Source organism: Streptomyces sp. NPDC003327, assembly GCF_053589515.1.
Map to the genome: position 1 here is coordinate 146,003 of NZ_JBSFSA010000008.1, position 12,161 is coordinate 158,163.

Annotated in this window: 10 protein-coding genes, 2 tRNA genes and 1 pseudogene; 9 read left to right on the forward strand and 4 right to left on the reverse strand. The window is 72.1% G+C overall.

What is annotated here, in order from left to right; genetic code table 11:
* Window positions 1–9 precede the first annotated feature (9 nt).
* The 5 genes from gyrA to ACWDVG_RS10230 all read left to right on the forward strand — a co-directional run bounded on the left by gyrA (window position 10) and on the right by ACWDVG_RS10230 (window position 5,404).
* Window positions 10–2,619, forward strand: coding sequence for a DNA gyrase subunit A (gene gyrA / locus ACWDVG_RS10210; RefSeq protein ID WP_451698043.1), 2,610 nt, complete (start codon window positions 10–12; stop codon window positions 2,617–2,619).
* Window positions 2,620–2,722: 103 nt separating this feature from the next.
* On the forward strand, window positions 2,723–3,295 hold the full coding sequence (locus tag ACWDVG_RS10215) for a DUF3566 domain-containing protein (protein ID WP_451698045.1): 573 nt from the start codon (window positions 2,723–2,725) through the stop codon (window positions 3,293–3,295).
* A 99-nt stretch (window positions 3,296–3,394) separates the two neighbouring features.
* Window positions 3,395–3,468 (forward strand) — tRNA-Ile (locus tag ACWDVG_RS10220).
* A 160-nt stretch (window positions 3,469–3,628) separates the two neighbouring features.
* Entirely contained in the window at window positions 3,629–3,763 is a 135-nt protein-coding gene (locus ACWDVG_RS10225; RefSeq protein ID WP_003958712.1) for a DLW-39 family protein, read from the forward strand.
* A gap of 267 nt (window positions 3,764–4,030) precedes the next feature.
* Window positions 4,031–5,404 (forward strand): hypothetical protein, encoded by a 1,374-nt coding sequence (locus ACWDVG_RS10230; RefSeq protein WP_451698047.1) that lies wholly within the window; start codon window positions 4,031–4,033, stop codon window positions 5,402–5,404.
* Window positions 5,405–5,450: 46 nt separating this feature from the next.
* On the opposite strand, the gene ACWDVG_RS10235 is transcribed toward ACWDVG_RS10230, so the two are convergent.
* Both ACWDVG_RS10235 and ACWDVG_RS10240 read right to left on the reverse strand, forming a co-directional pair.
* Window positions 5,451–6,755, reverse strand: coding sequence for a serine/threonine-protein kinase (locus ACWDVG_RS10235; protein WP_451698049.1), 1,305 nt, complete (start codon window positions 6,753–6,755; stop codon window positions 5,451–5,453).
* A gap of 63 nt (window positions 6,756–6,818) precedes the next feature.
* Window positions 6,819–7,370, reverse strand: a complete 552-nt coding sequence (locus ACWDVG_RS10240) for a helix-turn-helix domain-containing protein (protein ID WP_451698051.1) — start codon at window positions 7,368–7,370, stop codon at window positions 6,819–6,821.
* A 129-nt stretch (window positions 7,371–7,499) separates the two neighbouring features.
* On the opposite strand from ACWDVG_RS10240, the gene ACWDVG_RS10245 reads away from it, so the two are divergent.
* From ACWDVG_RS10245 to ACWDVG_RS10255, 3 genes and pseudogenes are all read left to right on the forward strand, one after another.
* A tRNA-Ala gene (locus ACWDVG_RS10245) sits at window positions 7,500–7,572 on the forward strand.
* 176 nt (window positions 7,573–7,748) lie between these two features.
* Window positions 7,749–8,504 (forward strand): annotated as a pseudogene (locus tag ACWDVG_RS10250) (Tat pathway signal sequence domain protein); the annotation flags it as partial.
* A complete protein-coding gene (locus ACWDVG_RS10255) occupies window positions 8,487–8,924 on the forward strand; it encodes a discoidin domain-containing protein (RefSeq protein WP_451698211.1) in 438 nt (145 codons plus the stop codon). The pseudogene ACWDVG_RS10250 and the gene ACWDVG_RS10255, both read left to right, overlap by 18 nt.
* Before the next feature lie 21 nt (window positions 8,925–8,945).
* Here ACWDVG_RS10255 and ACWDVG_RS10260 read toward each other — a convergent pair whose 3' ends face one another.
* The gene (locus tag ACWDVG_RS10260) at window positions 8,946–9,335 is read right to left on the reverse strand and encodes a hypothetical protein (protein ID WP_451698213.1); all 390 of its coding nucleotides are present in this window, start codon (window positions 9,333–9,335) and stop codon (window positions 8,946–8,948) included.
* Between the two features lie 53 nt (window positions 9,336–9,388).
* The gene (locus ACWDVG_RS10265; protein WP_451698053.1) at window positions 9,389–10,612 is read right to left on the reverse strand and encodes an NAD(P)/FAD-dependent oxidoreductase; all 1,224 of its coding nucleotides are present in this window, start codon (window positions 10,610–10,612) and stop codon (window positions 9,389–9,391) included.
* A 194-nt stretch (window positions 10,613–10,806) separates the two neighbouring features.
* Here ACWDVG_RS10265 and ACWDVG_RS10270 point away from each other — a divergent pair, with 194 nt between their 5' ends.
* A complete protein-coding gene (locus tag ACWDVG_RS10270; protein ID WP_451698055.1) occupies window positions 10,807–12,072 on the forward strand; it encodes an MFS transporter in 1,266 nt (421 codons plus the stop codon).
* Window positions 12,073–12,161 lie beyond the last annotated feature (89 nt).

A 12,161-nucleotide genomic window follows, 5' to 3' on the forward strand; every position in this document is an offset into this window, starting at 1 on the left:
CGACCAGCAATGGCCGACGAAACCACGCCGACCGGCACCACCGAAGAGCAGGACGCCGTGCTGCGGATCGAGCCCGTCGGGCTCGAGACCGAGATGCAGCGCTCGTACCTCGACTACGCGATGTCCGTCATCGTCTCCCGCGCGCTGCCCGACGTACGGGACGGCCTCAAGCCCGTCCACCGGCGCGTGCTGTACGCGATGTACGACGGCGGCTACCGGCCCGAGAAGGGCTTCTACAAGTGCGCCCGCGTCGTCGGTGACGTCATGGGTACGTACCACCCCCACGGCGACACCTCGATCTACGACGCGCTCGTCCGGCTCGCCCAGCCCTGGTCGATGCGCATGCCGCTCGTCGACTCCAACGGCAACTTCGGCTCCCCGGGCAACGACCCGGCCGCCGCCATGCGCTACACCGAGTGCAAGATGGCGCCGCTGTCGATGGAGATGGTCCGGGACATCGACGAGGAGACCGTCGACTTCCAGGACAACTACGACGGCCGCAACCAGGAGCCGACCGTCCTGCCGGCCCGGTTCCCGAACCTGCTGGTCAACGGCTCCGCCGGCATCGCCGTCGGCATGGCCACCAACATCCCGCCGCACAACCTCCGCGAGGTCGCGGACGGCGCGCAGTGGTACCTGGCCCACCCCGAGGCCTCGCACGAGGAGCTCCTCGACGCGCTCATCGAGCGCATCAAGGGCCCGGACTTCCCGACCGGCGCGCTCGTCGTCGGCCGCAAGGGCATCGAGGAGGCGTACCGCACCGGCCGCGGCTCCATCACGATGCGCGCGGTCGTCGAGGTCGAGGAGATCCAGAACCGCCAGTGCCTGGTGGTCACCGAGCTTCCGTACCAGGTCAACCCGGACAACCTCGCGCAGAAGATCGCCGACCTCGTCAAGGACGGCAAGATCGGCGGCATCGCCGACGTCCGCGACGAGACCTCGTCCCGGACGGGCCAGCGCCTGGTCATCGTGCTCAAGCGCGACGCCGTCGCCAAGGTCGTCCTCAACAACCTGTACAAGCACACCGACCTCCAGACGAACTTCGGCGCCAACATGCTGGCGCTCGTCGACGGCGTGCCGCGCACGCTCTCCCTGGACGCGTTCATCCGCCACTGGGTGACGCACCAGATCGAGGTCATCGTGCGCCGGACCCGCTTCCGGCTCCGCAAGGCCGAGGAGCGCGCCCACATCCTGCGCGGCCTGCTCAAGGCCCTCGACGCGATCGACGAGGTCATCGCCCTCATCCGGCGCAGCGACACCGTCGACGTGGCCCGTGAGGGCCTGATGGGCCTGCTCCAGATCGACGAGATCCAGGCCAACGCGATCCTGGAGATGCAGCTCCGCCGGCTCGCCGCCCTGGAGCGGCAGAAGATCATCGCCGAGCACGACGAGCTCCAGGCGAAGATCAACGAGTACAACGCGATCCTGGCCTCGCCGGAGAAGCAGCGGGCCATCGTCAGCGAGGAGCTGGCCGCCCTCGTCGAGAAGTTCGGCGACGACCGTCGCTCCAAGCTGGTGCCCTTCGACGGTGACATGTCCATCGAGGACCTCATCGCCGAGGAGGACATCGTCGTCACGATCACCCGCGGCGGCTATGTGAAGCGGACGAAGACCGAGGACTACCGCTCGCAGAAGCGCGGCGGCAAGGGCGTGCGCGGCACGAAGCTGAAGCAGGACGACATCGTCGACCACTTCTTCGTCACCACCACCCACAACTGGCTCCTCTTCTTCACCAACAAGGGACGGGTCTACCGGGCCAAGGCGTACGAGCTGCCGGACGCCGGCCGGGACGCGCGCGGCCAGCACGTGGCCAACCTGCTGGCCTTCCAGCCGGACGAGCAGATCGCCGAGATCCTGGCGATCCGCGACTACGAGGCCGCGCCGTACCTGGTGCTCGCCACCAAGGCCGGCCTGGTCAAGAAGACCGCGCTGAAGGACTACGACTCGCCGCGTTCCGGCGGCGTCATCGCCATCAACCTGCGCGAGCGGGAGGACGGCAGCGACGACGAGCTGATCGGCGCCGAGCTGGTCTCCGCCGAGGACGACCTGCTGCTCATCTCCAGGAAGGCGCAGTCGATCCGCTTCACGGCCACGGACGACGCGCTGCGTCCGATGGGACGCGCCACCTCGGGCGTCAAGGGCATGAGTTTCCGCGAGGACGACGAGCTGCTCTCGATGAATGTCGTGCGGCCCGGTACTTTCGTCTTCACCGCGACCGACGGTGGGTACGCCAAGCGCACCGCCGTCGACGAGTACCGCGTCCAGGGCCGCGGCGGCCTCGGCATCAAGGCCGCCAAGATCGTGGAGGACCGTGGATCGCTCGTGGGCGCGCTGGTGGTCGAGGAGACGGACGAGATCCTCGCCATCACGCTGTCCGGTGGTGTGATTCGTACGCGAGTCAACGAAGTCAGGGAGACCGGCCGTGACACGATGGGCGTCCAGCTGATCAACCTGGGCAAGCGCGATGCCGTCGTCGGCATCGCACGGAACGCCGAGGCGGGTGGCGAGGACGAGTACGTCGAGGGCGCGGCCGATGCCGACGCCGACGGCGTGGTCGAGTCGGTCGAGACCGAGGCAGTCGAGGGCACGGAGCCCTCGGCCGGGGAGCACGAGGAGTAAGAGCGTGAGTGGAGCCACGGGCGCCGGATCGGCGGCTGCCGGAGCTTCTGCTGCCGGAGCGAACGGCGCCCGTGGCCCCGCCACGGACTCCCAGGGGGTTGCGGTGACGGACACCCGGGGGCAGCAGCCCCCGTACGAGACGTACAACGGGCCGCTGCCCGGCGAGCGCCCCCAGGGGCAGTCGGGCGGCGGGCCCTACCACCCGCCGCAGGCGTACGGCGCGCCGGAGGGCGGTCAGACGCTCGGCGGTCAGTCGGCGGGCGCGGCGGTCCGCAGGCCGCGTACGGGGGCGCGCACGACGCCCCGTACGCGCAAGGCGCGGCTGCGGGTGGCCAAGGCCGACCCGTGGTCGGTGATGAAGGTGAGCTTCCTGCTCTCCATCGCACTGGGCATCTGCACGGTCGTGGCCGCGGCCGTGCTGTGGATGGTCATGGACGCCATGGGCGTCTTCTCGACCGTCGGCGGCACGATCAGCGAGGCGACGGGCTCGAACGAGTCCAACGGCTTCGACCTGCAGTCCTTCCTGTCGCTGCCGAGGGTGCTGATGTTCACCTCGGTGATCGCCGTGATCGACGTGGTCCTGATGACCGCCCTGGCGACGCTGGGCGCGTTCATCTACAACCTGTCGGCCGGTTTCGTGGGCGGTGTCGAGCTGACGCTGGCCGAGGACGAGTAGCGGCGCGCGGGGCCGGCCCGGGAACGGATTTTGGGACTGGCCCCCACGTGCGCTAATCTTCAGGAGTCAGCGCGCGGGACACACACCGCACAGCGCGGCGGGGCTATAGCTCAGTTGGTTAGAGCGCATCCCTGATAAGGATGAGGCCACAGGTTCAAATCCTGTTAGCCCCACAGTTCAGATCGACCCGGACGGTTCCTCCGTCCGGGTCGATCTGTTTCTACGGGGTTTGAAGCGTGGGTGCGAAGGCCGCACAGGTCACCGATCGGTATCGGTCGATGTGTAGAGTGGGCGTCAGATGTCTCCTACGTCAACGAAAGACGAGGTCGCGCGGTGAAGAAGCTTCTCCTGGTCGCACTGGCCGCCATCGGCGGGCTCCTCGTGTACCGCCAGATCCAGGCGGATCGCGCCGAGCAGGACCTGTGGACGGAGGCGACCGACTCCGTGCCCGCAGGTTCCGGTGTCTGACGCACACACACCCTGACGCCCCACTCCGTGGGTGAAGCCCCGGCCGCGCGTGAGCGCCGCCGGGGTTTTGCTGTGCGGGGGCGGTGGGGAAGGGGGTGGCTTTCCTGATCCCGCGCGTTCACCTGCGCGAATTATTTCCTTGCTTGCGCAAAGGCGAGTTCCGGGCGCGGTACGGTCGGGGCAGGATGGACCGGCGTCTCGGACGCCGTGGTGGGCGGCGGGGTGCCGGTGGGGCGCAGGGCGGGAACGGAACACGAGGAGAGACCCGTGAGGACGCAGGCGGGGAACCGGGGCGGAATCGCCCGGCGCAGCGGGATCGTCCGGGGCAGGATCGTCCGGGGCAGCGGGATCGTCCGGAGCGCCGGAGCCCTGGTCGCGGCCGCCTGCGCGGTGGGAGCCGTGGCCGGCCTGCCCGCGCAGGCCCGGGCGGCCGAGGGAACGGCGGGCGCCGAGGGCGCCGGTGCCACGCCTCCGCCGTACGCCTACGACGCCTCCGCCCAGCCGGTCCGGGGCGCCGCCTCCAGCCTGGACGCCCAGGTGCTCGCGCAGGGGACGACCTACCGCGACACGCTCCAGAAGGACGGCAGGGTCTACTACCGGATCGACCTCGACGCGAAGCGGAACGCGTACGTCTCCGTCGTCGCCGTGCCCGAGCCGGGCGGCAAGGTGGCGTACGGCGACGGCTTCAAGGTCAGCATCCAGGGCACCTCCGGGACCGAGTGCGGCTACCAGGACGTGAACTTCGGCTCCGGGGAGTACGCCCGGCCGCTCGCCGCCTACGCCCGCCGCGTCATCGATCCGGAGTCCTCCAGCTGCCAGAAGGAGGGCGCCTACTACGTGGTCGTCGAGCGCGAGAGCGCCGCGGACTCCTCGCCGGACGACTGGGGCCTGGAGCTCCGGCACGTGACGGAGCCGCTCCTGAAGAAGGCCGGGCCGACCGAGCTGCCCGAGGCCTGGCCCTCGGCCACGCCCCCGCCACCGGCCGGAGGCCAGCAGAAGCGGCAGGGCGGCGACGGATACGCCCGGGCCGTCTCGCTGAAGGAAGGCGAGTGGCGCGCGGACATCCTGCCCGGCCAGACGCTGTTCTACCGGGTGCCCGTCGACTGGGGGCAGCAGCTCTTCGCCGGCGCCGAGCTGGGCAGCAGCAGCGCGGGCGACGACCTCGTGAGCAACGCGCTCACCCTCTCCCTCGACAACCCGGCGCTCGGCTTCGTCGACATGAGCACGATGAGTTACGACGGCGAGCCCGCGGCGCTCGCCCTCGACCCGCTGCGACCGGTGGCCCACGAGAACCGCACCTCGTACGACAACGCCACCAGCGGGATGCGGTTCGCCGGCTGGTACTACCTGACGGCCACGCTCAGCCCGGAGGTCGCGAAGGAGTACGGGGCCGGGGCGGTCCCGCTGACCCTGCGGGTCAACGTCAAGGGGACGCCGAAGCCCGCCCCCGGGTACGACGGGGACGCTGGGATCTTCGCGGTGACCGACGGGGACCGGCAGGCGGCGGCGAGCGGTGCCACCGGGGCGGCGGCCGCGTCGAACGGCACCATGAAGGTCGTCGCGGCGGCCGGGCTCGGCACCGGAACGCTGCTCCTCGCGGGGCTCGGGGCGTGGACGCTCCGGGCCCGTCGGCAGGCCTGAGGCCGCGCCGGACCCGGGGCCCTGGGGCTCGCTGCGGTGCCGGTCGTCAGATCTGCGTCAGGGCCCAGAAACCGACCGCGAGGCAGGCCAGCGCGAGCAGGAGAACCGGGACCGTCACCTTCGGGGGCGGTCCCGGTCGGCGTACGGCGGGAACCTCGACGGGTCGAGCGGTGTATGGAGGAGTAGGGGCGTGACCGTGCGCGGCTGCGGGCGCGGCTGCGGCAGTGGGGGCCTGGGCGAAGGAGGGGACGGGATGCGGGGGGACCGGGTGAGCGGGGACCGGCGGGGGCAGGTGGAAGCTGCCCGTCTCGGAGGGGGCGGGTACCGGTGGCTGGGGTTGGTACGCGGGCTGGTGCTGCTGCTGTGGGGGTGCGTACGAGGGGGCGGGAAGGGGCGCCGATGCCGGTACGGGGGCCCGCGCCGGGAGCCGCGGTGCGGCCGGGGCGGCGGTGTCCGCGGGGTCCGTGGGGGTTGTGGGGCCGTGGGGGCCGAAGCCGGGCGGGAGCGGGCCGAGTTGGTCGAAGATCTCGACGGGCTCCTCGTCGGGGGCGTGCGCGGGGAGCAGCTCGACCGCCGCGCTCAGCGCCTTCCGCGCCCCCGTGGCCGACCGGAAGCGGGCCTGCGGATCGGGCTGGAGGAGGCCGGCGAGGACCTGCCACAGCGGCTCCGGGATGCCTGCGGGGGCACCGGGGGTGCCGTGCTGGCGGAAGTGCTCGATCAGGGCCTGGGAGTCGGGCCTGCGGCCCTGCAGCAGATAGAGCCCGACGAGACCGACGGCGAACAGGTCGGCGGTGAAGTCGGGCTCGGCGCCGAGGAGTTGTTCGGGTGCGAAATAACCGGGCGTGCCGACCACGTAGTTGGTCTCGGTGAGGCGGGGTTCGCCCTTGCGCATGGAGATGCCGAAGTCGGAGAGCCGCAGGTGCGGCCGTCCCGTCCCGGTGACCTCCATCAGGATGTTGGCCGGCTTGATGTCCCGGTGCACGACCCCCTCGGCGTGCACCGCGGCCAGGCCCGAGAGCAGCTGGTCGAGCAGGGTGCAGACGAAGCGGGGCGGCAGCGGACCGTAGTCGCCGATGACGTGGGCCAGCGAGCCTCCGGCGACCAGGTCCATCGTGAAGAGGACCTTGTCGTCGTCGGCGGCCCAGCTGGCCGGGGCGAGGACGTGCGGGTGATCGATCCGCAGCGCCTGCTCGCGGACGAAACGGAGGAGCGTGTGCGCGTCGCTCTGCAGCAGCACCTTGGCCGCCACGTAACGGCGCCGCCGGTGGTCCCAGGCGCGCCACACCGCGCCGGCCCCGCCCCGGCCGATCGGATCGACCAGCTCGTACCGACCAGCGAAGACCTCACCCATCGCGCTGCGCCCGCTCCCCGTTCCGTCGTCTCTCCGCCGGGCCGGCGGGACGCCGGCCCCACGTCAGTTCTGGTGCGACTCGTAGTGGGCGACGGCGTCCGCCGTACGGCCCGCGCCGTACACCCGGAGGAACTCTGCCAGCTCCGGGTGGGCCGGGGCGAGGGAGTCGGCGGCGTCGATGATGTCCCCCGCGGCCGCGACGGACCGCAGGAGGGACTGGATCTCCCGCACCACGCGGCGCACCGTCGGGGCGCCGGAGGCGCCGTTCGGGGTCTGCGCCGTGCCGGTGAGGACGGAGCCCCCCTGCGACTTCTTGATCTCCTCCATGCGGTCGGTCGCCTCGCCGGCGCTGACGCTGCCGTCGGCGACCTGCACGGCGAGCTCCTGGAGCGCCTGGACGCGCTGGACGACCGCGGGGTTGCCGATCTTGGCCCGCTGGCCGCTCATCAGCTGGGAGAGCATGGGCGCCGAGAGTCCGAGCACGGCCGCGAGCCTGGCCTGATTGAGCCCGAGATCGTCGATCAGCCGACGGAAGAGCGCCCCCAGCGGCTCTCCGTACCAACTGCGCTGAAGCTCTCTGGCTCTTGCCGTGGCTTCCTGCTGCGCTGCGTCCATCACTTCTCCCCATCCCTGCGGTTCGCCACTGCGAACCTTGAACAGCATCTTACGGAGCGTGGTAGTCCACCGGGAGTCCCAATCCTTTTGCCGGACATGGGGGGTGACCCGGTACGCTGTCCTCGTTCCGGGGCCTTAGCTCAGTTGGTAGAGCGCTGTCTTTGCATGGCAGATGTCAGGGGTTCGACTCCCCTAGGCTCCACTTCTCGGCACCCCTTTGATCAGCGGAGACGCTGGCCGGAGGGGTGCTTTCGCGTTTTCGTCCCGGCCGAAGTTCGTTAGGAACCTTTACTGTCTTTCGGTCCTCGGGCAGCATGGTCCGTACCTGACAACCTCATCGAGGGGTGACCCGTGACGCACCGACGTACGTTGGCGGCCCTGCTGGCCGCGCTCGCCCTGGGACTGTCCGGTCTCGGACTCCCGTCCGCGCCCGCCGAGGCGGCTCCCGTCTGGACGCTCCGCTGGTCCCCCGATCCGGCCGTCCAGGGACTCGGCGCCTTCGAGACGATCGAGGACGACCGGGCGGGCTCGCATCCCGAGGCCGCTCCGCACATCAGGGCCGTGAACGGCACCTATCGCTTTGACATGCACATGGTAGACCGGGACTCCTCCACCGACCGCCAGCGCCAGGAGGTGACCGGCAACCGCACCTCCTCGTCGAGCCACCTGGAGTGGAAACCCGGCGAGACCTGGCGGGTCACGTACTCCATGTACATCCCCGGCTCCCTGATGGCGACGACCACCTTCACCCACATCATGCAGACCAAGCAGCCCGGCACGGGCACCTCACCGATCACCGTGACCTCGCTGCGCCGCGTCAACGGCGTCCAGACCATGGAGCACAAGATCTTCGCCGGCGACATCCTGGTCGGCCGGACCAACCTGGAGCCGCTCCAGAACAAGTGGATCGACATCGAGTACGAGATCAGGATCGGTGACGGAACGGCCGGATCGGTCCGTTGGGTGGTCAAGAGCGCGGGCACCACGGTCGTCGACGCGACGAAGAGCGGTGTCGACACCTTCCTCGCCGACCGGGTCCGCCCCAAATGGGGCATCTACCGCTCCCTCGGCGACACCTCGGGCTCCCTGCGCGACACCTATCTGCTCCTGCGGAACATGCGCGCCTACCAGCTGACCGGCACCACCCCGGGCGGCGAGACCCTGCTCTCCGAGGGCAGGCCCGCCACCGCCTCCAGCGTCGAGGGCACCGGCTTCGAGCCCGGTATGGCCGTCGACGGCCGGCTCACCACCCGCTGGGCGTCCGCCGAGGGCGTCGACCCCCAGTGGCTCCGCGTGGACCTCGGCACCACCGCCGCGCTCTCCCGCGTGCGGCTCGACTGGGAGGCCGCGTACGCCACCGCGTACCGGATCCAGTCCTCCCCCGACGGGACGACCTGGACCGACCTCGCCACCGTCACGGCGGGCGACGGCGGCACGGACGAGCTGGCGGTGAGCGGCCACGCCCGGTACGTACGGATGTACGGCACCCGGCGGGGCACCCCGTACGGCTACTCGCTCCACGAGTTCAGGGTGTACGGCACACCGCAGGCCTGACCCCGTGGCGGTCCGGCGGGGTCAGGCGGCACGGCCCCGCCGGGAGAGCGCGCGTGCCAGGTCCAGGGTGCTCAGGGCGAACATCAGGACGCCCAGGGGCACGTGCAGCGACGGCAGGCGCGCGACGCCCAGGACGACCTGGAGCGACGCGAGGACGAGGAAGCCGGTGGCGTGGAGGACCGGGCGGGGGCTGCCGCCGCCCGGGCGCCAGGCCAGGACGGCGGCGAGCAGGTACAGCATCGACGCCCCGTACATCACCTTGGAGCCCGCGTCGTGCAGCAGGGCGCCGCGGGACGAGGTCAGCAGGGCTCCGGCGGTCGCCGCCTGGAAGAAGAGCGTCAGGGTCTGCAAGGCGACCGCGGTTCTCAGGAACGTGCGGCCGCGCGGTTCGACGGCCGCCGCTGCGGGCACGGCCCGCTCGACGGGGTCCGGGCCGCCGAGGGGGGCGGGGGCGGGGGACACCGTCACCGGGCCGCCGCCTCTTCGGCGACGACCGCGCCCGCGGCGGAACGGCGGACGCGCTCGGCGGCCTCCACCTGCTGCCGACGCTCGGCGCCGCCCTTGGGCCAGCTGTGCTTGCCGGGCTTCCGCGCCTCGTTCGCCAGGTGCTTGACGCTCGCCCGGCAGGCGATCTCCTTGAGCTTCGCGCCCGCCTTCCCGCTGACGTACACCCGCGTCGCGGTGTCGTCCCGGCGCCCGAGCTGGAAGACGGCGGCGCCGCGCCCGAGGCTGATGCACATGGCCGGGAACGACATGTCGACGGGCTCGGGCCGCTTCCCCTCCACGCGGGCGAGGACCGTGTCGGCGGCGTGCGCGCCGAGGCAGCCCGCGGTGTAGGCGCTCATCCGGAACGGCAGGCCGGAGGGGGCGGCGGAGTCACCGGCGGCGACGACGCGCTCGTCGTCCACGCTGGTCAGCGTCTCGTCCGTGAGCAGCCGCCCCACCGCGTCGGTGGTCAGCCCGCTGCGCGCCCCCAGGTCGGGCACGCCGAACCCGGCGCACCAGACGGTGACCGAGCTGGGCAGCTCGCGGCCGTCGGCGAGCCGTACGGCACCGCGGGACACGGCGGTCACCTTCGCGTCGGCGCCCTGCAGAACCGTCACTCCCCTCGCGGTGAGCCGGGCGACGGCCGTGCGCCGAGCCTTCGGGTGCAGATACGGGCCCAGCTCCGCGCCGCAGACCAGGGTCACCGGCCGGCCCTCCTCGGCCAGCTCGCCCGCGGTCTCGATGCCGGTCGGGCCGCCCCCGACCACCGTGACCGGAGCCGGGGTGGGCGTCTCCGCCAGGAGCGACCGCAGCTGCCGGGCCTCCTCCAGGGTGGCCATCGGGTGGGCGAACTCGGCCGCCCCGGGCACGCGGGGCGCGGCGCTGCCGCTGCCCGCCGCGTAGACCAGGTAGTCGTATGTCAGGGTGTCGCCGGAGGCGAGCACCACCGCACGGGCGGCGGTGTCGATCCGCGTCACCCGGTCCACGAGCAGCCGGACGCCGTCGGCGAGGACCTCGGCGTAGTCGACGACCGCTTCGTGGGAGCCGCCCACCACCTGGTGCAGACGCAGGCGCGGGACGAAGACCCGCCGCGCGTTGACCACGGTCACGTCCACGTCCTCGCGGCCGCGCAGCCGGTTGGCCGCCATGACTCCGGCGTACCCGCCACCGATCACGACCACCCGCGTGCTGTTGTCCGTCATGACGTCTCCTCCGTCGGCCCCTGCTCCGTTTCCAGGGGGTCGACCACAAGACACCCGCCGACGAACGACTGTGACGTGATGTGACGCAGGTCACCTCGTGACTGCCGACAGGGCGGGGATTGCCGAATTGGCCCAGGAACCCACGGGGAGAATGGACCGGGTGGGCCGGGCCACTGCGTCCTAGCGTCGTGTCCATGCCGCACACCTCCCCGCAGGGCGCCCGGGCCCCCCGCGCGCTGCTCCTCGCCCAGCTCGCCAACTCGGTCGGCGACGGCGCCTTCTACGTCTCCTCGGCGCTCTACTTCACCCGGATCGTCGGCCTCTCCGCCCCGCAGATCGGGGCCGGGCTCGCCGTCGCCTGGGCCGTCGGCTCCGTCGCGGGTGTGCCGCTCGGGCACCTCGCCGACCGGCGCGGGCCGCGCGGCACGGCCGTCCTCCTCGCCCTCGCCACCGCGGCGGCCGTCGGCGCCTTCCTCTTCCTGCGCTCCTTCGTGCCCTTCCTCTGCGCCGCGATCCTCTACGCCACCGCGCAGAGCGGTCTCGCCGCCGCCCGGCAGGCGCTCCTCGCCGGACTCGTGACCCCCGAGGCGCGGACCGCGGTCCTCGCCCGCCTCCAGGCCACCCTGAACGCCGGGCTCGCCGTCGGCGCCGCCCTCGGCGGACTCGCGCTGAACGCCGGCACCCGCACCGCGTACCTCGCCGTCTTCGCGCTGGACGCCGCCGGGTTCCTGCTCTGCGCGCTCGTCCTCGGACGGCTCCCCGCGGTGGCCCCGGCGCCCGCCGCCCCGGACGGCGGGCCGCGCCTCGCGGTCCTGCGCGACCGGCCGTACGCCCTGCTCACCCTGCTCAACGCCCTGATGCTGCTGCGGCTGCCGCTCCTCAGCCTCGCCCTCCCGCTGTGGATCGTGGAGCGGACGGCCGCGCCCGGCTGGACCGTCTCGGCTCTGTTCGTCCTCAACACCGGCGTCGTGACGCTCCTTCAGGTGCGGGCGGCCCGCTCCGTCACCGGCCTGGCCTCCGCCACGCGCGCGGTGCGCCGGGCGGGGACCGTCATGTTCGCCTCGTGCGCGTTCTTCGCCCTCTCCGCGCTCCCCGGCCTCGGCACCGTCGCCGCACTCGCCGTTCTCGCCCTCGGCGCGCTCCTCCAGGTCGCCGCCGAGATGAAGCACTCCGCGGGCTCGTGGCAGCTCGGCTTCGCGCTCGCACCCCCCGAGCGGATCGGGCAGTACCAGGGCTTCTACGGAACCGGGATCCCCGTCGCCCGCACGCTGGGGCCGCTGCTCGTGACCACCCTGCTCATCGGCTGGGGTACGCCCGGCTGGCTGCTGCTCGGCGGGGTCTTCCTGCTGGCGGGGGCGGCGACGGGGCCGACCGCGCGGTGGGCCGAGCGGCACGGGGCGGTGGCCGCGGACACGGCCGCGGACATGGCGGCGGGACAGGGCCCGGTGGGTGCCCGCTGACCCGTACGGGTGGTGTTCATCGGAAGAACTGCGCGGTGACGGCGTCGCTCCGCCGGATCGGGGCGCGCGTACACATCATGAGAAAGGTA